The organism is Xenorhabdus santafensis (assembly GCF_033949405.1).
In the GTDB taxonomy this organism is placed as follows: Bacteria; Pseudomonadota; Gammaproteobacteria; order Enterobacterales; family Enterobacteriaceae; genus Xenorhabdus; species Xenorhabdus santafensis.
On record NZ_VCDN01000004.1, the window covers coordinates 1 to 26,030 of the forward strand.

The following is a 26,030-nucleotide window of genomic DNA, read 5'->3' on the forward strand; positions in this document are numbered from 1 at the left end:
GTTTGGTACTAATTGTCAACTCTTTTCGTTTTTCTTTCTCGCCCCATACCGTCTCGAACCGACCCGCATTACTCGCGGTGTAGCGGACAGTATGACGGATATTTCGGTGGCCTAAATAGTCCTGAATTAAGCGCGTATCGACTCCATTGTCAGCTAATGCATAACCACAAGCATGCCTCAACATGTGCGGATTCGCGCATATCGACAATTTTGCTTTTAAACTAGTCTGTCTGATGATTTTATAGACTTGCTGACGTGACATCCGCTTACCCGATCGGGACAGAAATAACCAGTCAGAACCTTCACTGTCCGATTGTTTCTCCTCCGATGGCTTCGTTTTTTTCGATATATATTTCGAACGTTCTGCCAACCAGTCATTTATTAATTGAATTTCACGGGAAACCATAGGATGAATGGTGGAAAAACCATTTTTCAGCCGCTGTACCCGTAAACTTTTTCCATCCAAATCAACATCTGAAATGCGTAAGTTCAATAATTCAGAAACACGAAATCCATGAATAAATCCCATAAACATCATGCAAATATTGCGTGCAGCATGTGCATGTTTATTTAACTCAACCAGTAACATTTCGATTTCAGTTTTAGTCAAATATTTACGTTTCAACATGGTTATTATCTCCAAATGGTTAACTGAAATACCCTATGGATTTCGAGCTGCATTAAGGTGTAAGTAAACGCATCCGCAGGAGTATTGAGAACTATGTAACTGGGCGCGTAAGCGTAGCCAACTAAAGATGCAACTTGAAGAACAACGGGCAAAGATGTCATTAAGGACACTTGAATTAGTGTTGCTGATTATTTTCAGACTGCAATATTGACCACTACGTTTAGTTGTCATTTTGCGAAGAAAACCATTTAAAAAAGGGATAATTAATGATGATTTTTCTCAACGATTACGCTGACTGTATCGAGTCAGTCAATAATTTATAAAAATTTTTTTGTAAATTATATTTTTCCTGTTTTATCCAGAAAGAATATTGAGATATGAAATGAGATTTGAGACAGAGCTTGACAGAAGCATGTTTAAATGAACGACATGATTCTGTCATATACCCATAAAATGCAGATAGGAGATTATTAGGACAGATAACTAAATGGAACCGCAACCCCCATTTAATAATGCCTGTTCATTGCATCGCCGACCATTGGCCAATTGACATACAGGAAGTTGATTGCCATCCAGTTGCTTAGTCAGCGTCGGAATTCCCCCGATATCAGAACAAGTTTCGCTCGCATTTTTACTCAAATTAATTCCTAAATCTGAATATTGGTAATGTTTATATTTATTTGCAGGAGAAACTGCCTGATGCCCGCTACAACCAGCCAGCATCCACCCCACCAGCAATAAATGACTTAAAACCAGACCTCGCTTTAGAAACATATTTTCTCCCGTTTAAAAACGAACTTAACTTATATATCATCTATAAGTCAGTGACCTGTGCTTTTAGAAAATAAATTTATTACCAAAACCCCTACGATAATCAAAATAATACCGATGATTGCAGGAAGATCCAGTTTTTGCTGATATAAAAATATTCCCGCTACAGAAACTAAAACAATGCCAAGGCAAGACCAAATAGCGTAAGCGATGCCCAACGGCATAACTTTCACAACCTGTGATAATGCCCAAAAAGATAGACAATATCCCAATACTACGACAATGGAAGGCATTACGCGGGTAAAACCATCAGCCATTTTTAACATCGTTGTCGCTACTACTTCGGACAAAATAGCGACAAGCAAGTAACCCCAAACATTCATGCTGCTCACACCCAATAAAAAGAGGTGAGTATACCCTGTATCCTTCAGTTATAAAATACACTCATCTCATTCATATCATTGGCTTTATTTTATACGCAATTAACTTCAAATTACCGGGAGCTGCTGATATTATCCCCGTGCTGTGGGGATAACATCAGTGCATCTTGAAGTACGACGAATATATATAAAATCATTTTTACAGGATATATGATGTTTAATTAAATCAATCAGATTGGGTTACAAAAACCAATAATTAATCCTTTATTTAACCAGAAGGAAAAATAAATAAAATCCTTTATTTATTTTATTAAACACAATAATCCATCGAAAAAAATATTAAATAATCCAGACGTTAACAGATGGGTAAATAATAGCAAAAATCATAAAACATTATTTAAATGCAGCATCAATGCTGACGAGTCAATATTGGATGGTACAGGCCGATATTGAAAGATATAAGCTAAAGACGCCTTTTCTCACTTTTATGTTCTTGCCTTGGCATTACCTGCTGTTCTCAGTATCACCTGTTAGCATCCAAAACTGCGATCCGCTACTTGGTACAGATACGTTTCAAACGAAAATAAAAATCCGTATAATCCACTTCCAGCAAAGAATCCATATGGAAAATCTAGAGTCGATATAATCGACAATGTGAGAAGTCGCAATGAATCAAAAAGATACGAGAAAAGAGACACTTGAATTCAACAAACTCCAGAAACGCCTGCGGAGAAACGTTGGTAATGCCATTATTGATTACAATATGATCGAAGAAAATGATGTTGTAATGGCATGTATCAGTGGTGGCAAAGATTCATTTGCGATGCTGGATATCCTGTTGAATCTGCAAAAAGCTGCACCAATCAAATTTGAAGTCATTGCAGTAAATCTGGATCAGAAACAACCCGGCTTTCCTGAACATATTTTACCCCAATATTTTGAAAGTCTGGATATTCCATACTATATCGTTGATAAAGATACCTATTCTGTCGTAAAAGAAAAAATTCCTGAAGGGAAAACAACCTGCGGTCTATGTTCAAGATTGCGGCGCGGCACGCTCTATTCTTTTGCAGAAAAAATCGGAGCAACAAAAATTGCACTGGGTCATCACCTTGATGATATCGTTGAAACGCTGTTCCTGAATATGTTCTATGGCGCGCGCATGAAAGCAATGCCACCGAAATTACGTTCTGACGATGGCCGCAATGTTGTTATCAGGCCACTGACGTATTGCCGCGAAACCGACCTTATCAGTTATGCGGAACACAAGGCATTTCCAATCATCCCTTGCAATCTCTGTGGCTCCCAAGAAAACCTGCAACGGCAGGCCATCAAGGCAATGCTGGTTGAATGGGATAAGAAAACACCCGGCCGGGTTGAGAGTATTTTTAAATCTCTTCAAAATGTCAGCCCCAGCCAGTTAGCGGATAAGACCCTGTTTGACTTTGCCAATTTGCCGTTGGATCGTGATGGCGAAAGAGAAGAGTATGCTTTTAGCGAGGCTTTGGTTTCGTCAACAAATATTAATGAGTCTATGTTTATTGATGTAACCAATATTTAACCATCAAGGGCGTGTTTTTATTCGTTCTGATGGTATTAAAAAAATAGCCGATGCTTAAACGGCATCGGCACAATAATGGTCAATTATTCTGTCTACCCTGAGCCTTCCAGCTTGCTGCTTTATTGGCTGCAATTCAGGCTCAATTGGGTAGCAAACTCAAATATGAGAAAAACTACAATTATGGAGCACAACGTTCATTGTTCAACGTTGCATTCACCTGCGAGAGTTATAGTGCCTGAGTTTTGGAAACCGATTATTGATATATCTCAAATCCAAAGCCACTATTCATTTTTTTAGAGCGTTTCTACTTTTCAAGACTTACCTCTTTGTTTTTGAAGCACCTTCTCTTTGACTAGCCGAACAACCCCGCTTCTATCGATAGTGATATTTATTGCCGCCGTTCTAATCTCACGTGACAACGTCACGATGTGACGTTTAATTACAGCCACTTACTTCGCTTCAACCACCACGCAAAAATTACGATTAATATGGATAACAAAAGACAGAATACGCCGAACCCAAGCCGGTATTCATTGCCCGGTATCCCGCCCAAGTTGACACCAAACAACCCAGTCAGAAAAGTGGAAGGTAAAAATATCATCGCCAGCAGCGACATCATGTAAGTGCGACGATTCATGGCATCAGCCATCATGGAAGTAATTTCATCTGCAAGCACTGCCGTGCGGGCAATACAGCCATCCAAATCATCCAATCCCCGCCCCAGACGATCCGCAATTTCCTGCATGACTTGGCGTTCTTCATCCCCCATCCAAGGCAACCTTTCACTGGCCAAGCGGATAAAAACATCACGTTGCGGTGCCATATACCGGCGCAACACGATGAGTTGTTTGCGCAACAATACCAATTCCCCACGCCCGGGAACTTTCTGCTCCAAAATATCATCTTCAAAATTGATCAGGCTATCATGCAATTCTTCAATAAAATCACTGACCTCATCCGTAATCGCTTCCGCAATTTCCACTAACCAATGCCCTGTACTTCTTGCTCCTGCCCCGTTGTGTAAATCATCAATAACTTGATCGATGGAATGAATTTTTCTGTGTCGGCTGGAAATAATGATTCTTTCATTAATATAGATGCGGAACGATACTAAATGGTCAGGGCGGGCATTATCATTGCGATTTACCGACCTCAACGTAATCAAAGTACCTTCACCAGTGCGCAGAACTTTCGGGCGAATACTTTCACCCAATAGCCCTTCTTTTACCGGTGATGGCAATAGCGCCGTATTCATAATCCAGTCATGGCTGTCTTGGTTTTTATAATCAAGATGCAGCCAAAAGGGTTGCTTCGCTGTTGCCGTTGAATTTTCACTCAGTGCGCTACTGCCCCCTTGCCCATTCAACTGGCAAGCATAAATTGCATTTGCATCTTTAAATACTGAGCCATAGATCGTTTCCACATCTGCTCCTTCTCGTACCTTGTTTTCTGTACGTAGTTTAGTGCTTCTTAATGATGTACATGGTATGACTATAGGCGACATCTTCAGGGTTGGTGATCGGGTATCCCTTCAGCCAGGGTTTGATCAAGCGCCCATTGGTATATTGATATATCGGAACAATCGGTGCCTGCTCCGCAATTATTTTTTCCGCCTGATTGTAATCCCGGTTCCTTGCTGCATCGTCTGTTTCATGGCTGGCGGCTTCAAGCAAGGCTTCGTATTCAGCGTTATGGAATTTTGCAAGATTGCCACTGTGCTTGGACGTCAAAAGAGACAGAAAACTCGATGGCTCATTATAGTCCCCAGTCCAAGAAGCCCTTACTACGTCAAAATTACCGGAATTGCGGTTATCAACGTAAGTTTTCCATTCTTGATTAACCAGTTTTACCTCCACCCCCAACTTTTTCTTCCACTCTGAACTAATTGCAATCGCGATTCGTTGGTTATTTTCCAAGTTGTTATAAAGCAAAGATATTTTCAATGGTTTGCCCGGGGCATATCCAGCCGCCTTCAATAACGCCCTTGCCTGGTTATCCAACTCTTTTTGTGTCTGTGTCTCTTGCCAGCTTTTCTCTGGCTGGAAGCCCGCTGTCACCTCAGGTGTGAAATGCCACGCCGGTTTTTCACCCGTTCCAACGACTTTTTCTGCAATCAATTTTTTATCTATTGTCATTGCAAGCGCTTGCCTGACCCGAAGATCATTTGTCGGTGCCCGCTGGGTATTGAAAGCATAGTAGTAAGTTCCCAATTGATCCGGTGTGAAAACTTGCCCCGGCAGTTCACGCAACAATTTCTGGTACATGTTTTTAGGGAAAGATTCTGTTATATCCAGATCCTCTGCCAGATAACGTTTGGTGGCATGGGATTCTTGATTGATAGGCAAAAAAGTCACTTTTTTCAGGACGGTGTTTTTATTGTCCCAATAGTATGAATTGGGTGTCAGGACAATTTTTTCATTGACGACTCGTTCAGCGAGCTTAAATGCGCCATTTCCGATGAGATTTTCCACTCGAGTCCAGTCGTTGCCATGTTTTTCGATATTCTGCTTATTCACTGGATACAGACTGAAATTGGTTGTCATGCTGGGGAAATAAGGCACGGGACGATTCAGGGTGACTTTTAATGTGTAGGGATCGATAGCCTCTACCCCCAATTTTTCCGGCGGTAATTTTCCATCAATAATTTCTTGTGCATTCTGAATGCCCGATAACGCCGCGAACCAAGAAAATGAAGAGGCATTCGCAGGATTGACCAACCTTTGCCAGCTATATACAAAATCAGTTGCCGTAACAGGGCTCCCATTCGACCAACGGGCATTCTGGCGCAAGGTAAATACCCACGTTTTGTTATCATTGGTTTTCCATTCAGTAGCAACGCCCGGAATAACCTTCCCATCAGCCCCTTGGTTAACTAACCCTTCAAACAAGTCTCGTAGCACTTGGGCCTCATTTAAACCAAATGATTTGATGGGATCGAGTGATGCGGGTTCATCTTTCAGTTGGCGCACCAATTCTTGGTGGGGATCGAGTTGAGTTCCGGCAGGAACATGGGCTGCAAAAGTGGAAATAGAAAAGGACAACCCTGTCATTAACAACACAGAAGGAAGCAACTTAAAATTGTGCATTATTTTTTTGCCTTATGAGCCTAATAATTAGACTAAAATAGACCATAAGGTATTGTTAATTAAAGATAGATAGCGTATTTCATGAATATTGCATCTATTTTTGTGGGCAAGATCGCACTATTCCTTTACACTGACGGCGCAGTTTACTTTTAGAGGGATAAAACCATGACACAAACCGTCAAGTTTCAAGGTAGCGATATCACCATCAACGGAGATTTTCCACAAGCAGGTCAGGCAGCAAAAGAGTTTACTCTGGTTGCAAAAGATCTTGCTGATGTAGCATTGAGCCAATACGCAGGAAAGCGTAAAGTGCTTAATATCTTCCCAAGCATTGATACCGGTGTTTGTGCCACATCTGTCCGTAAATTCAATCAACACGCCAGCGAGCTGAACAACACAGTCGTACTGTGTATTTCTGCGGATTTGCCTTTTGCTCAGTCTCGTTTCTGCGGCTCTGAAGGTCTGTCTAATGTTGTGACTCTTTCTACGCTGCGCGGCAATGAATTCCAGGAAAATTATGGTGTTGCTATCAGTGAAGGCCCATTGGCTGGATTGACTGCACGTGCTGTTGTTGTTCTGGATGAAAATGACCAAGTTATTTACAGTCAGCTGGTTGATGAGATAACCAACGAACCTGACTATGACAGCGCATTAGCAGTGTTGAAGTAATTATTTTATTATTAATGACGGTATTGCTTTAGTTTTAAACACAGCAAATCGATTGTTTTATAATAAATTTTTTATTTTCAGGGCGGCGAAAGTTCATATATGATGAATTTTTCGCCGCCCTTATTTTATATATTTATCCACGCCATTCCTTGTAATTAAAACTCTTCCCATCCCGATCCCGGCACCGCCATTTTATTTCATTTTGAAAAATATTGTTAAATCAAAAAGCTCCATTCTTTGTTGGATATATTATAAGCACGTTAATATAAATCTAGATCACTATTTCGAAAAGTAAAAATAAACACAATTATAATTCTGTTGCATTATAGTTATTGTTGTGAAATATTATGGATGAATTAATAACTATAGTAATCACATTGAGTTAAAAGTGATTCTTAGTAGCCATAAGAAATTTTGATTTATTCTCTGGCCCTTCAATGGAAAGGTTCATGCGGTAGCTTTGAGTACAAAAAAGGAGTTTCCAGTGGAAAAAAAAAGATTCATTATCGCTCACTCCTCGCTAGGTGATGACTCTTTACTGTTTAAATCCTTAAAAGGAGAGGAAAAGCTCTCGACTATCTATAGTTTTGAAGTGGAGCTATTTAGTAAAGAAAAAGATCTTGATATCAAAGGATTGCGTAATAAGCCAATATCATTCGAGATAATAAACCCGGCAAATGCTTCAGCAGCCCCACGCTATCTGAGTGGACTTATTCGAGAAGTGACTATTTGCGATTATTATGATCACTATCACTATTTGTATAAAGTTATTGTTCAACCAGCATTGTTCATTCTGACTCTCAATAAAGACTTTAAAATCTGGCAAAAGAAAACAGTTCCCGAAATTATTAAAGATGTTTTAGATAAACATAAAGTAAAGTTTAAGAATAAACTCACTGCAAAATATCAACCACTGGAATACTGTACCCAATACAAAGAAACGGATTTCGACTTTCTGAGTCGCCTCATGGAGCGTGAAGGTATTTATTATTATTTCCAGCATAGTAAGAGTGATCATAATCTCATATTGGCGGATTCACCTCAGTCTCACTCTTCTCTGCCTGAATATGCCTCATTTGAATATTATCCAAATCCCTATGCGACACCAGTAACAAACAAATTTTTCTTATATGACTGGACAGTAAGTTATTCAATCACACCACAACTCTATACCATGAGTGACTATAATTTCCTTAAGCCCAATGCCCAATTAAAGGAAACCCAACAGAACCCAGATTCCACAGTACCCAAAACAGAATTGTTTGAATGGCCGGGAAATTACACCGAAAATTCCCGAGGTCAGTTTTATGTTCGGGTATTACAACAATCTTGCACTGCTCAAAATCAGTTTATAAAAGCAAAGTGCAGAAGTCCGGGAATTGCTCCAGGTTGTACATTTAAGTTATCTAAAGCATTAAGGGATAGCGATAATGGCGAATATCTGATTGTTGGTGCTCAATATGAATTTTACGAAATGAATTATATTGCAGAAAAAAATATCCTCTCTGAAGAAGATAAAAAACATAGATTCATGACTAAGTTCATTGCTGTTCCATCCAAAGTGAACTGGCGGGCTCCACGTATTACTCCTTGGCCCATTGCGGGTACAGAACGGGCTATCATTGTGGGAGCCAGTGGAAAAACCATTTGGACTGAAGAACACGGACAGGTCAAAATCAAATTTTTCTGGGATAGAAGCGACACAAAAGATGAAAACTGTTCCTGCTGGGTGCCGGTTTCCAGCAACTGGGCCGGTACTAAGTTCGGCTCAATACAAGTTCCCCGGATTGGCGAAGAAGTTATTGTCAGCTTTGCTCATAACAACCCTGATGAACCCATTGTTGTCGGGCGCAGTTTTAATAAAAATAATATGCCGCCCTGGGGCTTGCCGGGAGAAGCGACCAAAATGGGGATAATGTCGCGCAGTCTGGATGGGGGGAAAGATAATGCCAGTTACCTGTTTATTGATGATGCCAAAGGAAAAGAATCCGTTGAGATACACGCTGAGAAAGATATGAAAGTCTCAGTCGAAAATAATCAAACAATCAACATTGACGGTGCGCGGGAAACAACGGTAAAAAAATCGGAAACAGCGACCTATAAGGATAAACAGAAAACAACTGTTACCAACGGTAAAGAAGTCGAAGTAACAAGTGGCGGCGTTAAATATACTATTTCAGGTGGATATAAAGCTAATATCACCGGTGATAAAAGTGAATCGGTAACAGGTGGCATTGATATTAAATCTAACAAACTCAGCCTGACAACCAATACAAATGTGGAAATTAAAGCAGCAGTACAATTTAACGTAAACGCGGCACTTATTCATTTAAATTAAAGTTACACACTATTCTTATTGCCCCGTAAAAACATGTTTAATCAGTAAGTTAAATACCGCAATTGTTTATTCGCAAAGTGTTTTTTACGGCAAAATATAACCTGTCATCATAGCGGTTACAGCAATTGTTATTTCATTGACCAATTGAAACTGACTAAGAATTAAAATTTATCTGGCGTGGATAAATTAAGCCAAAACATCCTATTTCCTCTTAAAGTTATTTTACTGTGGCCTTCCAATGAAAATAATTAAACCATTGCGCTTGAGCGTACTTAATCGCCCTTATCGCTGGCAGCAGAATAATTATCTGGGAGTATCGATTACGGCTCTGATTGATATGGGCAAAAAACCTCGCTTGCGGCCAGAGCCGGAAGTCTGGCAGCTCGCCGAAAGTGAGCTGCAAACATGCAATGGCATTATTGATCTTGCCATGCCTAAATCCTATGCTGAATTTCTTGCCACAGGTTACGCTTATACCCATCACCAAACAGATAAAACAACGTGCGCTGCCCGTATTCAAATAGAAGAATTGGATAAGACATTATTGGTTTTCGGTGACAGGCATTGGGTTGAAGATGCACCATCCGAACCGCAAGAATTTGAACAGATGCGGCTGGACTGGAGCCGGGCTTTCGGAGGAAAAACTTATGAGGAAAATCCGTTAGGTATCGGTTTCACTCCAGATATTTTGGAAAATGGCCTGGAATTTCATCGATTACCGAATATTGAAACTCCGCACAAACTATTACTGTCCCCGCAGGATACCCCTAATCCGGCCAGTTTTTGCCCATTGGATTTTATCTGCCCACGTCGCTTTACCCGCATAGGCAAAAAATATGATAAGGAATGGCTGGAAAATGAATTCCCCGGCTTTGCCCGTGATATAGACTGGCGGTTATTCAATGCAGCACCCCGCGATCAATGGTGGGAAGAGCACGATGCATTGCCGGAGAAAGCGGCGTGGCGCATTTGGAATATGCATCCCGACATTCCCGTGCAGGAAGGTGTGTTGCCCTCATGGCGGACACGTTGCTTTATCAAGCGGCTGCGTGCAGATGAGGAAATCGTCGAAGAAATCATCATGCGCAATACAACCGTGTGGTTCTTCCCTCATTTAGAAAAAATGTTCCTGCTCTGGCATGGTTGTGCGCGTATTAATGAGGATGATGCCGCAGACGTTTTGCAGATGCTCACAGCGATGGAATTAAGTGATTCGCCCCGCCCTGAATCTCACTATCTCCAGATATTGGGGCAACGCGCAGATAAAGAAAAAGGAGCCCTGTACGCTTTTCGTGAAAAAGATTTGATCCCAGAAGAGATTATTGGGCCTTGGGTGGATACAGAACAACCGGAGAATAGCAGCAACCCACTGGCGGAAAATTTACAAAATCGCGAAAAGCGCCTGCGTGAACAGTTACGGGAACGCATGGAGAAATATGGCAAAGATATAAATACAGCCATTCCGTCTGCAACAGAGCCACCCGCCCCCAAACCGGATGAGTTACCTGAGTTTGTCAGTAAACTGGAGCAGGAATCAGCCCGGAAACACGCAAATGCTGAGCATCAAGGGGAAAAAATACGCATCAGGGCTAAAGAACAAGGCATTAATGTCGAAACTTCCTCTTCAGAACAGCAAACGGGCGGGCCACAAAATTTCTATCAAATACGGAATATCTTACGCCAACAGCAAATGGAGATTGGCGATAAGGTACTGACGCAAATGGAACAGTCATTGTACAAAATGTATCTGGCTTCCGTGCAATCACAAAAACCAGCGTTGCGTTTAACTGGTGATTTATCCCAAATAATCCGCAAACACGTCCAGAAAAACATGCATAAAGGTGCCAATTTCAGCGGAATGGATTTTACTGGTGCGGATTTGTCGGGCATGGATTTGCGGGGCGCCGATTTTTCCAATGCCTTGCTGGAAAGTGCCTGTTTGAATGGCTGCCAATTGGATAATGTAGATTTCAGTGGGGCAATGCTTGCCAGATCAGAAATATGCAACGCCACTCTGTACGGGGCCAAACTGGATAATGCCAGCTTGGTGCAGGCACAATGCATACAGAGCGATTTTTCTGCCGCCAGTTTTAAAGAAACGCAATTGCAGGAAACATTGTTTGACCATTGTCGTTTCACCAATGCGATTTTTAGCGACCTATTTCTGCAAAAGACATTTATCGCACACTGCCGCTTCCAGCATTCACAATGGCAAGGCTGTACTTTTCTGGAAATGATTTTACCCTCACTTAAATTCAATTATGCAAATCTAAAGAAAGTTTCCTTTCTCCAATGTCAGTTAGAAAACGCTATTTTTGATCACGCAACACTTGATGGCTGCTCATGGGCATCCACCAATGCTGAGGAAATCCGGTTCCGATCAGCCAAATTACAAACTTGTGCATTCACCATGGAAAGTAATCTCAATCAGGCTGATTTTAGTTATGCCACCTTAACTGAATGCAATCTGCGCCAAATGCCTCTGATGAATTCGACTTTCCATGCAGCAACGCTGAATAACAGCGATTTGAGTGAAGCAAATTGCCAGTTCGCGGATATGCAGTATATGAATACGGCCAACAGTGTCTTTACCAGAACTGACTTCCGGGAGGCTCTGCTGAATAATGCCAACTTAATTGGTGCCTTCATGCAGAAATGCAGCTTCAATGGCACTGATTTACGGGAAGCCAATCTGTTCCGCACGGATATGTCCCAATCAATTATTGATGACTCCACTTTGATTGACAGAGCCTATACGCAACGTACCAAAACTTTGCCTAAACGTAATCAGGAAGTGATATGAGTGCACTGACGGCCGATGAAATCGTCATTAAAATCAAACAAGGTAATGTCATTGAAAACGTTAACTTGCAGGGAATATCATTGGCTGGAGAAAATTTATCAGGTGGAAGATTCAACGCTGTAAATTTCTCAGGTGCTGATCTTTCTCATTCCATTCTCAATGGTTCTGTTTTTACTGAGTGCCTGTTTGAAGAAGCTCATTTTAATTCAACCCAGTGTAATCAAACTTTATTTGAACAGTGCAATATGGTTCGCGCCGTGTTTAATAAAGGAGTACTGGATGACACTATTTTCACTCAATCTGTATTGAAAAAAATACAGTTTAAAATAACTATCCAAAATAGTACTACATTCTCATCCTGTGATTTGCGCTATGCTGATTTCTGTGAGAACCAGTTTGATAGAGCGACATTTATTGATTCATTGCTCGATCATGCAACGTTGCATAATAGCCATTTTTTTCTCGTCACCTTTTTTCGGCAGGATTTACGGAAAACTAAATTTTATATTTGTGAATTTATCAAGACAGTTTTCTTTGAATGTGATCAACGCGGTCAGAATTATCAAAAACAACAATTTCAGGGAAGTTTATTTATCGATAGTCAACTCGAAGCGGTTAATTTCGATCATGCAAAATTGAAAAATTGTAACTTCAAGGGTTCCGGGTTGAAAAATGCCCGGCTATCAAATGTTGATGCAACCCAGGCGTTATTTCCCTATGCCGACTTAACACAAGCACATTGTTGTAACAGTTTATTCAATGAAACCATTTTTATTGGTGCTTGTCTTGAATCGACTGATTTTCGGCAAAGTCAGCTATGTCAGGCCATCATGCATAAAGCGCATGCAGTAAATGCACTGTTTGCTGGTTGTGACATGACCTACGCTGATCTCTCTTATGCCAATGTCAACCGAGGTGATTTTAGCACGGCTCATTTCATGAGAACGCTTTTTCATCGTACTCAACAAGTTGGGGCTTCATTCACTGACCGTCAGGGCATATTGGAAAACGATCCCGAGTTATTTGCTGCTGAAGAGTGGAGTACACAACACCAACGTAAGATTTAATCCGGGGAAATCGCTATGACGAAATCTTCTTATACTCTTTCTTCATATCCTCTTGATATAGAACCTTCACAACAAATTGCAGGCCAAATCGTAAATACACTTCAGGATGGCAGTTTAGTTGTTGAGTTCGAAAATCGTGGTTGGCATTGCCGGCGCGCTGTAAGCTGCCTGCTGACACCAGAAATGGGAGATACGGTATTACTTACAAAGATTAATGATCAACTTTGGATATTGGCAATATTGGAGCGGGCTGAACCGCAAAGCAGCGCGGAGATCTGTATACCCGGCGATTTATCCATTTCCGCTCAGGGAAATCTGAACCTGAACAGCGACGGGCTAAATATCACGGCTGACAACGGGAACTGCCATATCAATGAAATGCAATATAGCGGAGAATCCTTGTCCGTCTGGCTTTCTGTTTCCCGCTTGGTAGGCAACCAACTTGAATCTGTCTGGCAAAATATCACCCAATTGAGCAATCGCCTGTTCCGCCATACAACACAGACCGAACAAGTCCACGCCGGCCAATTAGATATGCAAGCTGAAAGTTATGCACGGTTGCACGCCCAAAATACTGTCGTTACCGCCAAAGCCATCGCCAAAATAGATGCAGAACAGATCCACATTGGTTAAAAGAGGGAAAAGCGATGTTTGCCAACACACAAGGTGGCGGTCAAGATACGGCAGTACCTGATGTTTGTCTGACGCCATCCTCTGGTTCACCAGTTCCAGTAACCTACACTGATTTAGCGAGTGGGTGCCAGGCGAATAGTGCCAGTACTTCAAATATTCTTTTTGTAGGCTGTGCCGCCCATAATACAACGACAATTATTCCTATGACGAGTGGGGATAATCCGGGGGTTAACTTAGGTGTAGCCTCTGGTACGGTAATGGGGCAATCCCGCCATACATGTGGTGCCAATAGCGTTCTTATCAAAGGGTCACCTGCCACTCGCGTGACAAGCCCGACCATGCAGAATTCTACCAATGCCACAGGTTCCCGTCTCAGCCCCAGTCAAACGAAAGTCGATATTTCAGGAGCCTGATCTTATTTTGTAATATTCGTTAATGGGTCATCACTCATTCTTATTGCAGAAAAAAGGAAGATAAGGGAAATCATGGTTAATACAGGAACCCTCTCCCATGAAAACCCATTTTTTAATAATTAATAAAAAGATAATTAAATGGTTAAGCGGAATATTACTGTTCTTTATCTTAATAACGCTGACAGGATGTTCTTCATCGCCCAAACAAGAAAAATTGCCGCTCTATAAATTTATTTTTACTGCCTTAGATAATGTGAATGATTCAGCGCCGTTGAAAATAAGCATTGTTCTATTGAAATCCAATATAGAGTTTATGTCGGCTGATTTCTTTTCATTACAGGCCAACGTACAAACTGTGCTGGGAGATAAGCTGATTAATGCCGAACAATTTTTTTTACTTCCTTCCCAGCACCAATATTCTTGGTCGGAGAAAAAGATACCAGAAGCCAGTTATATCGGAATTTTCGCTGAATATAAGCAATTGAACGGAAAAAAATGGCGCATCGTATTTCCTGTTCCCGTTCCTGAACAACCCTCTTTTTATGAATTTTGGTCTTCTCCACCCGATGAATTAATTATATGCATTCAGGTCACGGATAAAGGCTTAAATTCCACTACAGCCAATAAATGCGATACAGGCTATGCCGTAGATGAAGGAACAACATGAATAAAGCAGAAAAAGTTATCTGGACAGAAGGCATGTTTTTACGTCCCCATCACTTTCAGCAATCAGAAAATTATCTGGAATCTTATGTTCGTGACTGGGGAATAGCTCAGGCTCCCTATTATTGGGGGTTTTTAACCCTGGAATTGAATCAACCTCTCCTTGAACAAGGCAAGGTCATGATTTCATCTGCCAGCGGTATTTTCCCTGACGGCACACCATTTCGCTTTACGGAAGCAAACGCGCCGGTGCCATTGCAAATTGCCGAGAATCAAATTGGTGAAAAAGTTGTATTGGCATTGCCGAGCTTCCGGGGCGGAAAAGAAGAGATCATTTTCAGTGAAAGAAAAGATTCCATGGCGCGCTTTGTCTGTACTGAAGCAGAAGTCAACGATTTCAACGCCATGGCCGTCGGCAGTGCCACCGTACAATTTGGCAAATTGCGCCTGCGGTTGATGCTGGAATCGGATTTGACGCCCGAATGGACATCACTCTGCGTCGTACATGTCATCAATAAAACCCGTGACAGTAAATTACTTCTCGATTCGCAATTCATTCCTCCCCTGCTCAACGGCCATGCCCACCCGCAAGTTGCCGGTTTCATTACTGATTTACAGGGCTTGCTGGAACAACGCCGCCAACTGGTAAGCCAGCGCTTGCTGCAACTGGGACAAAGGAATGATTCAACGGTGATGGATTTTCTTCTGCTGTCACTGATCAATCGCTATAGCGGTCAGGTAAGCCATGCGAGGAATATCGCCTTGCTGCACCCGGAACGCTTGTTCGGCGAATGGCTGCAATTTGCCACCGAACTGACCAGTTTTTCCTCAATGCGGATACCGGAAGAAAAACTGCCCATTTATGACCATAACAATCTGGCGACCTGTTTTAACCATCTCATGCTTTTGCTGCGTCAGGGATTGTCAATCGTTCTGGAAGAACATGCGATTTTACTGCCTTTGACGGAGTATTCTCATGGGTTGAATGTCGCAACATTACCAGATGCCAATATGTTGCATACATTCAGTTTTGTATTGGCAGTCTATGCTGATGTGCCTAAAGAAACATTAATGAACCGTTTTCCAACCCAGATGAAAATTGCCCCTGTTGACCGAATACGTGAACTCGTTCAGTTACAGCTTCCCGGCATTCCACTATGCCCCATCCCATCGGTTCCCAGACAAATTCCCTGGCACTCAGGCTACTTATATTTTGAATTAGAAAAAGATGGCGAGATATGGAATCAAATGGAGAAATCCGGTGGCTTTGCACTACATTTGGCGGGTGATTTTCCCGGCCTAAGCATGGAATTTTGGGCACTCCGCAATCAGTCCAAATAAGGGTAAGGGTTAGTATGACGCAGAAAACATATTCGGATAACCATGCTGTATTTTCTGGCAACAATCGTGAAAACCCGCTGGTTCTTGCTGCAAATCCACTGTTAAACAGCATTCCGCAAATTCGTTATTCAACCATTCATCCAGATCCGGCGGGATTACGGCAAAAATTAATCGATGAAATCCGCCATTTTGAAGTGAAATGCCAACAAGCCAAACTGCCGTATGAAGTGATTATAGGTGCACGCTACTGTTTGTGTACGGCCTTGGATGAAGCTGCGGCGTTAACTCCTTGGGGAACGCGCAGTGTCTGGTCTGGCAGTGGTTTACTGGTGACTTTCCATAATGAAACATGGGGAGGTGAGAAATTTTTCCAGCTATTGGCAACGCTGTCACAAAAACCCAAAGAAAACTTATTTCTGCTGGAATTGATTAATTTTTGCCTGCAGCTTGGGTTTGAAGGCCGTTACCGCATCATGGACAATGGACGCTCTCAGCTAGAAACAGTAAAACAGCGCCTGTTCCAGTTACTCCAACCTATTCGTGGTAACTACCCACCGGAATTATCGCCGGCATTGCAGAGCATCATTGCTCCCGTCAAATCCCGTTATATTTCTTTTCCCCTGTGGGCTTATGCAGCAGCAGCCAGCATTTTAGTTTGTATTCTCTATATCGGGCTCAACTGGCGATTGAGCAATATAGCCAGCGCAACCGTAGCAACCATCTATCAAACCCCGATACCGGATACCTCAGTGACTGAACAGGAACCTCCCCAAGCCCCTCCCACCTTGAACCTGCAATATATGCTGAGGAACGAAAGCGCAGCAGGTTTATTAAGTGTGGCAGATTTAGCGGATAGAAGTACCGTGACCTTGAGTGGCGATGGATTGTTCAATACCGGCTCGGCTCAGATTAAAAGCAATTACCTGAACATTCTCAGGCACATTGCAGAGGCAATGAATAAACTTCAGGGCGAGATTTTAGTTGTTGGCTATACCGATGACCGCCCCATGCACAGTACCATTTTTTCATCCAATTACACTTTATCGCTGGCCAGGGCCAAAGCGGTGAGGCAAGAGCTCCAAAGATATCTGGATCAATCAGAACGTGTCAAAACAGAAGGAAAAGGAGCCAGCAATCCTTTAGTACCAAACGATACTCCGAATAATCGCGCTAAAAACAGACGAGTAGAAATTACACTGTTAGTTTCTCCTGCAAATCAAATGGAGTGAGAAGGCGGAAACATGTTGAAAACCATTATTTCTATCATTGCTAACCGGTTACTGTGGGGCTTCATTGGCATAACAACCCTCTCCTTTGTTATCTGGTATATTGGGCCTCTTCTTGCCATCAATGGCACGATACCTTTTCAGTCGAGTATCGTACGAATAGTCACTATTGCCTTAATATTCCTGCTTTGGATCTTCATTCAGTTGATACCTTATTTATATCAGGCATGGTCGAATAAAAAAGCAGCCAATAAATCGGCCAAAGGCAATGATGAGAATCACGATGAAAATAAAAAATTCCAATATTCATCATTATCAGGAAGTTTTTCCAATGCCGCCCGGCTTCTGAAAAATGCGTATTTTTATGGTTTGAACAGCAAATATAAACCAAGTTGGAGACATATTTTCAGCCACCAGTATTTATATCAGTTACCTTGGTATGCCGTCATCGGGGCTCCTCAATCGGGAAAAACAAGTATATTGGCAAATTCCGGCCTGCATTTTCCATTGGCAGATCATTTTGAAAAATCGGCCTTGGACAATATGAAAGGAAGGGATAATTGTAACTGGTGGTTCACCAACGAAGCTGTTTTCTTGGATACCACGGGAAGGTACACCACTCAAGATACGCAGCATGAGCAAAATGTCAGTGAATGGAAATATTTTATTGATTTGCTGAAAAAATATCGGGCACGTCAACCACTCAATGGCGTTATTGTGACTATCAGTGTGGAAGATCTCCTGAACCCGTCCAAGGAAAGTCGCGATAAACAGGCTTATGTATTGCGCAAGCGATTATCGGAATTGCATGAACAATTGAAAACCCAATTCCCCATTTACATCATCATTACCAAAACCGATTTACTGAAAGGATTTACTGCTTATTTTTCCCATCTTGATGAAACGCAACGTGAGCAGATTTGGGGATTTAATTTGCCATGGAATCAGGTTGAACAGAATATAAGTGAGATTTTTGATCAACAATATAGTTTGTTACAAAAACGGTTGGAAGCTGAGTTACCTGATATTTTACTGCATCAGAGTTCCCCCCGGCAGTGCGCCGAAAGTTATCTGTTTCCACAAGAATTTGCAGCCTTGCGTCCATTAATCGCACAATATATTGGAATAACATTTGCGCAATCCGGGTTTGAAACGCCTTATTCGCCGCGTGGCCTGTTTTTCACCAGCAGTACACAGGAAGGTTTTCCTTTCGATAGAGTCATGGAAAAATTCAACCATGATCTTCAATTAGCAACAGATAATGGCAGTGCTTCACTGGCGAGGGATAATAACAAAAACTTTTTGCACCAACCGCCCTTGCAGCAAGATTATTTTCTGAAAAATTTACTGGGAAATATATTTCAGGAAGCCGGCTTAGCCAGTCATAACCGTTGGTGGATATATCGCAATCGCCTGTTGAATGGGTTGAGTTATACCGTACTGGTGGTGATTTTAGGGTTTATTATTTCTTTGTTGTTCATCAGTTACAAAAATAATAAAAATTACCTGATGGAAGTTCAGGCAAAAATTCCTTTAATTCTGCACCAAGAAACAGAATTAAAGGATAGCACCGATGACATGGATATTTATGCGCTGTTGCCGATTCTGGACAATCTGGCAGATTTAGGAAAAAGTAAATATTTTTCGCTCAATAAACCGCCCCTGACCTATCGGATGGGATTGTACAGCGGTGATAAAATTGATGATGCAAGTTGGTCGCTGTATACAAAAGCACTGCACGCATGGCTATTGCCACGAGTGGCAAAGTTGATCACATCTCAAATGCATCAAGACTATAACCTTGATCAAGATAATAACCCTGTTTCAGGCAATGACGATAATAGAGAGGATTCTTATAATACCTTGAAGGCTTACCAGATGTTATATCAACCCAAGCATTATGATGGTAAGTTTTTGCGTCGTTGGGTCATGCACTATTTGCAGACACGATATTTACAAGCACAGTATTTGCAGCAGCAGGATTTAGAAACGCCCTACTTAGAAACACCTTATTTAGAATTAGAAGCAACAAACAAAACTGTTCAAAATGATATTTCCCAAGGCAATATCCCTCAAGAGGCGTTAGAGAAAATTGATTGGCACCTTAGTCAGTTGTTGGATAATCAGCCTGTAACTTCGCCTTATCTTCGTGATGAACAATTAGTGAAAACAAAACAATTGATGTTGAGTAGTATTCCTCTGGCGCAAATCATTTATACCCATCTGAAATATAATGCGTTAGCCAATCAGACAACACCTTCAATAAATCTGGTGACACTTGCAGGCCCACAAGCTGAATTGGTTTTCTCGCGCATCAGTGGCATATCAATTAATCTTGGCATTCCGGCAATATTTACGCCTGCCGGCTATCAAGCCAATATGGGCAAGGAATTAAATGCTCTTATCGATACGCTGTATAATCAGGATAATTGGGTGCTTGGCATTTACTCGAGAAAGCAACCACCTAAAGAGATCGCTCTTTTAGTACGACAATTTTATATCAATGATTATATTTCTCAGTGGGACAGATTCCTGTCGGATATTCACTTGAATAATATCGGTAGTCTGGAACAACGCGCCAATATGGCTCGCTTGCTGGCTGCAAATAATTCGCCATTACGTACCCTGTTAATCAATATCAGCAAGAATCTCACTCTGGATGAAGGTTCAATTGGCAATAAAGCCAATAAATTCAGCGAGATCGTAAACAATAAATCCGCGACACAGGCGAAAGACCAAACCAGCCCATTGGCAAAATTGGTGACCAGTCAGCAACAACCGAACAATAATCAGCTCACGCCTGAACAAATGCTGAAAGAACATTTTGCGCAAATTATTGCGCTGGCAGCAAGTTCCGATAACCAGAATAAAACCATTCCTTTTGACAGCACGCTTAAACAAATCAACCAATTATATGAATATTTAAATTCCGTGCAGACTGCGGCCAACCTGGGCATGCCTGCCCCGCCAGATAAAGTGATCATGCAACTGCAAACAACGGCTGAACACCTCCCGACTCCATTTAGTGGCATCATTTCTTCACTGGCAATGGGCGCCAGCAGTGATACTCAGCTCAGTGACATCAACAATATCAATAAAAAACTCAACGCAGAGGTCAACAGCTTTTGCAATCAGGCAATCGCCAACCGCTATCCGCTGACAAAGGGTGCCCGCAACGATATAAAACCCGATGATCTGACCAAAATGTTTGCCCCCGGAACCGGTATCATGGATGTTTTCTTTCAAAAGAATCTGATGGAAAAAACGGATACAACCCAGCCTGATTGGCGGCTTATATCAGGAGTGGATGGTAAAACATTACCGGGAAGCCTCGACATGCTCAGGCCCTTTAAACAAGCCCAAATCATCCGTGATACGTTTTTTAGCCGTGGGGCAGCATCGCCTTCATTCCGAGTTATCGCCCGCACAATTGATATGGATAATGACATATTGAGCATGATATTGGATGTTGATGGTCAACGGCTGCAATACAGTCATGGCCCACAAGTTTCACAATTACTCAATTGGCCCGGCCCCAGCGGCACAAATCAAGTCCGCATCCAATTGAATTTGGATGATGGCACAACGGCCAGCTTAATCACTTCTGGCCCGTGGGCGCTCAACCGTTTTCTGGATCGTGCTAAATATAGCAAACCGAAAAAAAACTTCAGCGATGACATGAGCCTGCGGGCAACATTCAATATCAACGGGCATTCAGCCTCATTGGAATTTATCCCAAACAGTATTTATAGCCCTTTCCAGCTGCCCAATTTCACTTGCCCCAATTTTATTGGCTTATAAAAAAATTGGCTTCTAAAAATCGGTAGCGTGTACACAATGGATTTCAAATAGCATCGCGACGACAAGGAATAACAAATTCGTCGGGAACGAATTTGCCCAGCCAACAAAGAGGCAGTTTGAAAGACGAAGTGTATATTCAATTAGCAAAATGAGCCGGAAATCACTATGCACATTGATGCCTTACTCGAACCAATCAGTGTTGAGTCTCCCTGTGGAGAAGATTTGGAATATGATATCGAATTTATAGAATTAGAAAATGCCATGTTCGGAAAAGCAGAACAGCAATTTGGTGATATTACTATTCCTGCTGAACATCCCGACTGGATAGAGATAGAAACGAGAGCACTCAACCTGTTTAGCCGCACCAAAGATTTGCGCATTATCCTCATGCTGACACAATCATGGTTAGAAATGCGGGGAGTGTGTGGTTATGCCGATGGTATCTATTTACTTAAGAGAGCATTAGAACTTTATTGGGAAGATGTTTGGCCAAGGATGGAATTTGAAGGTGAATATGATCCTTTATTTCGTCTTAATATTTTGGCCTCTATTGAAGATAATTCCCCTCTTACAATTCAAGTGATGAACTCCATTCTGTTGAGATGTAATTCAAAGGAATTAACCTTACAGGAAGTTTGCTCATTGCTGGATAATACAGTGACTGAAATTAGCGGCTACACTGGTGGGCGAATCCGATTGTTGGATGATTTAAAAAAACACGCTAATGCCCCTGAAATAGGAGCATTAAAAAGACTGCATACTTTGTTTATCGATATTCTTGAGATTATTCGCCAAGAAATGTCAGAAAGCCATGTACCAGAATTAACTCACCTCTTAAAAAATTTAAATAATGTGATTCAATTTAGCCCTTCTTCCCAACCGGCAATCAATATTCCAGGCAAACCAGCTGAGTCGGAATCCGCCAATCCCGTGTTAGCTAAAGAAAGAATGCTACATGAAGGAATGCCACAAGAAAGAGCACAGGGAGAATCACCATCAGCAATACATTCAACAAATAGCACTTCCATTGACTGGCAAGCATTTGAGGCCATCAACCGTGATGAAGCACGTATGTTACTGGAAAAAGCCAAAAATTATTTTGTCATGCATGAACCCAGTCACCCTGCGCCGATGATGATTACACGTATTCAACGATTAATCGATCGTGACTTTATTGACATTGTTTATGATCTGGCCCCCGATGGATTAAATCAACTCGAAATCATTTTTGGCCGTCCAGATAATTTGGACACAGAATAATATACCCAATGATTTTTAAATTGCATCGCGATGGCAACTTAAAAAATAAAAATTATAGCCATCCATTTTAATTCACTCTCTTTAACAACAAATTATATTTGCCAAACCAACTCAATTAAGCAGCCAGTAATGGAGAATTTATAATGAAATCCAGTGGACAGAAATTTATCGGCCGAAACCGGCCGCCACGTGTACAAATTGAATATGATGTGGAGTTTTACGGTTCAGAACAAAAAATTCAATTACCTTTTATAATGGGAGTCATGGCTGATTTAGCAGGTAAACCAACTGAACCATTACCTGAAGTCAGTGAGCGCAATTTTTTGGAAATTGATATTGATAATTTTGATGAGCGCATGAAATCAATCAAACCCCGCCTTGCTTTTCAAGTTGATAATACCTTGACAGGTGATGGAAAACTGAATGTCACTTTATCTTTTGAAAAAATAGAAGATTTTCAACCTGATGCTATTGCCAGAAAAGTTGAGCCATTGGCTCAATTACTGGATGCGCGAATCCAATTGGCAAATTTATTATCTTATATGGACGGCAAAAGCGGTGCAGAACAGCTTATTGCCGACATTCTGAAAAACCCCGCTCTGATGAAATCACTCGCCGAAGCGCCAAAACCCACTGAAAGTTCTACTGAAGCAGAAAGTTCCACCGAAGAAGGAACGGAAAATAAGGAATAATACATGAGCACAACAGACACAGAAACAGAACAAGAAACCGAACTTCAGCAAGAACCGGCATCGAAAGAGTATACACCTGATGAATTAAGTGTATTGCTGAAAAAAGAGTTTCGTCCACAAAGTGAACAAGCCAGCAATGCTGTTGAAAACGCAGTCGCCATTCTCGCGCAACAGGCGTTGGAGAATGCGGTTACAATATCCGAAGATACTTATCGCACGATTCAATCCCTGATTGCCGAAATCGATAATAAGATGTCACAGCAAATCAATCAAATCCTGCACAATGATGAGTTTCAGACTTTGGAAGGTTCTTGGCGCGGCCTGCATCACCTGGTTAATAACACTGAAACCGATGAGATGTTGAAAATTAGGGTCATGTGCCTTTCTAAGAAAGAATTAAGCAATACCCTAAAACGTTTCAAAGGGGTTAGTTGGGATCAAAGCCCGATATTTAAAAAACTCTATGAAGCAGAGTATGGTCAATTTGGTGGAGAACCGTTCGGTTGTCTGATAGGCGATTACTACTTCGACCATACCGCCCCCGATGTTGAACTCCTGCGCGAGATGGCACAAATTGGTGCGGCAGCTCATTGCCCATTCATTACTGGCGCAGCCCCCAGTGTGATGCAAATGGAATCCTGGCAAGAATTAGCCAATCCACGGGATCTCACAAAAATCTTTCAAAATACTGAATATGCGCCTTGGCGCAGCCTGCGAGAATCTGAAGATTCGCGTTATCTGGGGTTGGCTCTACCACGCTTTCTCTCTCGCCTGCCTTACGGCAACAAAACCAACCCCATCGATTCGTTTGAATTTGAAGAAAACACTGAAGGCCCTACACACAATAATTATTCTTGGGCTAATTCTGCTTATGCCATGGCCGTTAATATCAATCGTTCATTTAAACTGCATGGTTGGTGTACATCTATCCGTGGCGTGGAATCAGGCGGGACTGTGGAAAACCTGCCTTGCTACACCTTCCCAACCGATGATGGCGGTGTGGATATGAAATGTCCCACTGAAATCGCCATTAGCGACCGCCGTGAGGCTGAATTGGCCAAAAATGGTTTTATTCCGTTGTTACATCGCAAAAATACCGATATGGCGGCATTTATTGGCGCACAATCATTGCAAAAACCGGCTGAATATTATGATCCTGATGCGACTGCCAATGCAAATTTATCAGCTCGCCTGCCTTATTTATTTGCCTGCTGCCGCTTTGCCCATTATTTGAAATGTATTGTGCGTGACAAAATAGGAACGTTTCAAGAACGCAAAGATATGGAGCTTTGGCTTAATAATTGGATCATAAAATACGTTGATGGTGATCCTGTAAACTCTTCACAAGAAGCTAAGTCGCAAAAACCACTGGCAGACGCAGAAGTTCAGGTAGAAGAAGTTGAAGGTAATCCCGGATATTATCACGCTAAATTTTTCTTGCGCCCCCATTATCAATTAGAAGGTTTAACCGTTTCATTACGCCTAGTATCTAAATTACCCTCCTTAAAAAGCTCTAACTTAACATTGTAAATTTTAAAAAACTGAATTATCTAAAATACCATTTTATCCGTAACTTCTCACGAAGAGATAACCAAGGATAAAAGCTAATCTATTAATTAAACACACCATCCTAGAATCAATATCATTTTTATAAAAAATTTTTGAGGTAATGTTATGGCTGATTATTCAAACATCCCTTTTGGTTTTGTTCAATTCAAAGACATTAAGGGAGAAGTTAAAGTTGGTGAGCATACTGATTGGATCGCATTGGAATATACAACCATCAAAATAGTTAATACCAGCAATAGTTCAACCGATGTCGGAAGCTGGGGGTCAGGTAAAGCTTATTTGGAACCCATTCCACTTCTTCTTAGTTATGATAAAGCGATAACTACTTTACAAAAATTCGCTGCCAATGGTACACACATTGAGAGTGCAAACATTCACTTACTGCGTAATCTTGGCGGAACGAAAGCCGTCAAATGGATTCAATATGAGCTGAGTGATGTTTTTATAGTTGAAGCTCAATGTGGATCACCTAAAGAGCCAACAAGCATCAGAGTTATGTGCAAAAAAATAAAGTGCACCTTCACACCAGCAGATTATAAAGGTAAATCACAAGGTGACATCACCTGGACTTGGGATTTAGAAAATCAAGCAATCACATAGTATTACCATATTAATCCTATTCATATATAAAACTCATATATAAGACTACCGATAACCTCTCTATATTAAAGGGAGGTTATCTCTATCAACAATAGGTATCCATAATTATGCGATTCACCATTGTTAAAAATACCGGTACAAATAGGCCGTCACAACTTAGCTATGATTTTATTCCTCCTGGTGGCACGATTGGTAATAGTGCGGACAATAACTGGATTTTACCCATTCAAGGGCAATCTACAGCGCCTTTACAGGTAATTGTATCGACTTATACCGACGGCAGATGCTGTATAACCAATCGCAACACAGCTTCTGAAATTTTGCTGAATACAAGGCCCATAGCACCTGACCACAAAATTGAAATTCATGATGGCGATATGTTGAATATTGGCGATTACCAGATTCAAGTGGTCAGCATTAATCAAAGTATACCGCCTGTGGCTGAAACCCGAATTATTGATGCTACCCCCCTTGATACCCTAGCCAAAAATAAATCTCAGAATAACGTTTCCCAAACTTCATTGGGAAT

At 41.5% G+C, this 26,030-nt stretch carries 21 protein-coding genes; 16 read left to right on the forward strand and 5 right to left on the reverse strand.

Annotation, left to right across the window (positions count from 1 at the left end; translation table 11 throughout):
* The 3 genes from FE392_RS01080 to FE392_RS01090 form a co-directional block, all read right to left on the reverse strand.
* A partial coding sequence (locus tag FE392_RS01080; RefSeq protein ID WP_319928387.1) for a tyrosine-type DNA invertase occupies positions 1-625 on the reverse strand: 625 nt, incomplete at its 3' end.
* A 486-nt stretch (positions 626-1,111) separates the two neighbouring features.
* On the reverse strand, positions 1,112-1,402 hold the full coding sequence (locus FE392_RS01085; protein ID WP_319928388.1) for a putative hemolysin: 291 nt from the start codon (positions 1,400-1,402) through the stop codon (positions 1,112-1,114).
* 47 nt (positions 1,403-1,449) lie between these two features.
* Entirely contained in the window at positions 1,450-1,782 is a 333-nt protein-coding gene (locus FE392_RS01090) for a DMT family transporter (RefSeq protein ID WP_319928389.1), read from the reverse strand.
* A 664-nt stretch (positions 1,783-2,446) separates the two neighbouring features.
* Here FE392_RS01090 and ttcA point away from each other — a divergent pair.
* Positions 2,447-3,340, forward strand: coding sequence for a tRNA 2-thiocytidine(32) synthetase TtcA (ttcA, locus tag FE392_RS01095; RefSeq protein ID WP_319928390.1), 894 nt, complete (start codon positions 2,447-2,449; stop codon positions 3,338-3,340).
* Positions 3,341-3,779: 439 nt separating this feature from the next.
* Here the strand turns inward: ttcA and zntB are convergent, their stop codons facing one another.
* Both zntB and FE392_RS01105 read right to left on the reverse strand, forming a co-directional pair.
* Entirely contained in the window at positions 3,780-4,763 is a 984-nt protein-coding gene (zntB, locus tag FE392_RS01100; protein WP_319928391.1) for a zinc transporter ZntB, read from the reverse strand.
* Positions 4,764-4,800: 37 nt separating this feature from the next.
* A complete protein-coding gene (locus FE392_RS01105) occupies positions 4,801-6,426 on the reverse strand; it encodes a peptide ABC transporter substrate-binding protein (RefSeq protein WP_439153449.1) in 1,626 nt (541 codons plus the stop codon).
* Between the two features lie 165 nt (positions 6,427-6,591).
* On the opposite strand from FE392_RS01105, the gene tpx reads away from it, so the two are divergent.
* The 15 genes from tpx to FE392_RS01180 form a co-directional block, all read left to right on the forward strand.
* The gene (gene tpx, locus FE392_RS01110) at positions 6,592-7,095 is read left to right on the forward strand and encodes a thiol peroxidase (protein ID WP_319928392.1); all 504 of its coding nucleotides are present in this window, start codon (positions 6,592-6,594) and stop codon (positions 7,093-7,095) included.
* A 484-nt stretch (positions 7,096-7,579) separates the two neighbouring features.
* Entirely contained in the window at positions 7,580-9,433 is a 1,854-nt protein-coding gene (locus FE392_RS01115) for a type VI secretion system Vgr family protein (RefSeq protein ID WP_319928393.1), read from the forward strand.
* A gap of 238 nt (positions 9,434-9,671) precedes the next feature.
* Positions 9,672-12,236, forward strand: a complete 2,565-nt coding sequence (locus FE392_RS01120) for a DUF2169 family type VI secretion system accessory protein (RefSeq protein ID WP_319928394.1) — start codon at positions 9,672-9,674, stop codon at positions 12,234-12,236.
* Positions 12,233-13,303, forward strand: a complete 1,071-nt coding sequence (locus FE392_RS01125) for a pentapeptide repeat-containing protein (RefSeq protein ID WP_319928395.1) — start codon at positions 12,233-12,235, stop codon at positions 13,301-13,303. Before FE392_RS01120 ends, FE392_RS01125 begins: the two co-directional genes overlap by 4 nt.
* 15 nt (positions 13,304-13,318) lie before the next feature.
* Positions 13,319-13,936 carry a DUF3540 domain-containing protein gene (locus FE392_RS01130; RefSeq protein ID WP_319928396.1) on the forward strand — a complete coding sequence of 206 codons (618 nt, stop codon included), beginning with the start codon at positions 13,319-13,321 and terminating at the stop codon, positions 13,934-13,936.
* 14 nt (positions 13,937-13,950) lie between these two features.
* Positions 13,951-14,349, forward strand: a complete 399-nt coding sequence (locus FE392_RS01135; protein ID WP_319928397.1) for a DUF4150 domain-containing protein — start codon at positions 13,951-13,953, stop codon at positions 14,347-14,349.
* Between the two features lie 97 nt (positions 14,350-14,446).
* Positions 14,447-15,016 carry a type VI secretion system lipoprotein TssJ gene (tssJ, locus tag FE392_RS01140; RefSeq protein WP_319928398.1) on the forward strand — a complete coding sequence of 190 codons (570 nt, stop codon included), beginning with the start codon at positions 14,447-14,449 and terminating at the stop codon, positions 15,014-15,016.
* Positions 15,013-16,353 carry a type VI secretion system baseplate subunit TssK gene (gene tssK / locus FE392_RS01145; RefSeq protein WP_319928399.1) on the forward strand — a complete coding sequence of 447 codons (1,341 nt, stop codon included), beginning with the start codon at positions 15,013-15,015 and terminating at the stop codon, positions 16,351-16,353. The genes tssJ and tssK overlap by 4 nt, the downstream gene beginning before the upstream one ends.
* Positions 16,354-16,367: 14 nt before the next feature.
* Positions 16,368-17,582: a DotU family type VI secretion system protein gene (locus FE392_RS01150; protein ID WP_319928400.1), complete on the forward strand. Its 1,215-nt coding sequence runs from the start codon at positions 16,368-16,370 to the stop codon at positions 17,580-17,582.
* A gap of 12 nt (positions 17,583-17,594) precedes the next feature.
* Complete coding sequence (tssM, locus tag FE392_RS01155) at positions 17,595-21,380, forward strand: type VI secretion system membrane subunit TssM (protein WP_319928401.1); 3,786 nt, start codon at positions 17,595-17,597, stop codon at positions 21,378-21,380.
* Between the two features lie 222 nt (positions 21,381-21,602).
* A complete protein-coding gene (locus tag FE392_RS01160; RefSeq protein ID WP_439153450.1) occupies positions 21,603-22,640 on the forward strand; it encodes a type VI secretion system protein TssA in 1,038 nt (345 codons plus the stop codon).
* Between the two features lie 143 nt (positions 22,641-22,783).
* Entirely contained in the window at positions 22,784-23,332 is a 549-nt protein-coding gene (gene tssB / locus FE392_RS01165; protein ID WP_319928403.1) for a type VI secretion system contractile sheath small subunit, read from the forward strand.
* A gap of 3 nt (positions 23,333-23,335) precedes the next feature.
* On the forward strand, positions 23,336-24,862 hold the full coding sequence (tssC, locus tag FE392_RS01170; protein WP_319928404.1) for a type VI secretion system contractile sheath large subunit: 1,527 nt from the start codon (positions 23,336-23,338) through the stop codon (positions 24,860-24,862).
* 144 nt (positions 24,863-25,006) lie between these two features.
* On the forward strand, positions 25,007-25,501 hold the full coding sequence (locus FE392_RS01175; RefSeq protein WP_319928405.1) for a type VI secretion system tube protein Hcp: 495 nt from the start codon (positions 25,007-25,009) through the stop codon (positions 25,499-25,501).
* Between the two features lie 107 nt (positions 25,502-25,608).
* Positions 25,609-26,030 (forward strand): FHA domain-containing protein (locus tag FE392_RS01180; RefSeq protein ID WP_333783529.1); only part of this gene is annotated, 422 nt, incomplete at its 3' end.

What these genes read in the sequence shown, in the direction of transcription:
- FE392_RS01085 (WP_319928388.1), bottom strand. Translation starts at nt 1,402, where the DNA reads ATGTTTCTAAAGCGAGGTCTGGTTTTAAGTCATTTATTGCTGGTGGGG.
- FE392_RS01090 (WP_319928389.1), bottom strand. Translation starts at nt 1,782, where the DNA reads ATGAATGTTTGGGGTTACTTGCTTGTCGCTATTTTGTCCGAAGTAGTA.
- ttcA (WP_319928390.1), top strand. Translation starts at nt 2,447, where the DNA reads ATGAATCAAAAAGATACGAGAAAAGAGACACTTGAATTCAACAAACTC.
- FE392_RS01105 (WP_439153449.1), bottom strand. Translation starts at nt 6,426, where the DNA reads ATGCACAATTTTAAGTTGCTTCCTTCTGTGTTGTTAATGACAGGGTTG.
- tpx (WP_319928392.1), top strand. Translation starts at nt 6,592, where the DNA reads ATGACACAAACCGTCAAGTTTCAAGGTAGCGATATCACCATCAACGGA.
- FE392_RS01120 (WP_319928394.1), top strand. Translation starts at nt 9,672, where the DNA reads ATGAAAATAATTAAACCATTGCGCTTGAGCGTACTTAATCGCCCTTAT.
- FE392_RS01125 (WP_319928395.1), top strand. Translation starts at nt 12,233, where the DNA reads ATGAGTGCACTGACGGCCGATGAAATCGTCATTAAAATCAAACAAGGT.
- FE392_RS01130 (WP_319928396.1), top strand. Translation starts at nt 13,319, where the DNA reads ATGACGAAATCTTCTTATACTCTTTCTTCATATCCTCTTGATATAGAA.
- FE392_RS01135 (WP_319928397.1), top strand. Translation starts at nt 13,951, where the DNA reads ATGTTTGCCAACACACAAGGTGGCGGTCAAGATACGGCAGTACCTGAT.
- tssJ (WP_319928398.1), top strand. Translation starts at nt 14,447, where the DNA reads ATGAAAACCCATTTTTTAATAATTAATAAAAAGATAATTAAATGGTTA.
- tssK (WP_319928399.1), top strand. Translation starts at nt 15,013, where the DNA reads ATGAATAAAGCAGAAAAAGTTATCTGGACAGAAGGCATGTTTTTACGT.
- FE392_RS01150 (WP_319928400.1), top strand. Translation starts at nt 16,368, where the DNA reads ATGACGCAGAAAACATATTCGGATAACCATGCTGTATTTTCTGGCAAC.
- tssM (WP_319928401.1), top strand. Translation starts at nt 17,595, where the DNA reads ATGTTGAAAACCATTATTTCTATCATTGCTAACCGGTTACTGTGGGGC.
- tssB (WP_319928403.1), top strand. Translation starts at nt 22,784, where the DNA reads ATGAAATCCAGTGGACAGAAATTTATCGGCCGAAACCGGCCGCCACGT.
- tssC (WP_319928404.1), top strand. Translation starts at nt 23,336, where the DNA reads ATGAGCACAACAGACACAGAAACAGAACAAGAAACCGAACTTCAGCAA.
- FE392_RS01175 (WP_319928405.1), top strand. Translation starts at nt 25,007, where the DNA reads ATGGCTGATTATTCAAACATCCCTTTTGGTTTTGTTCAATTCAAAGAC.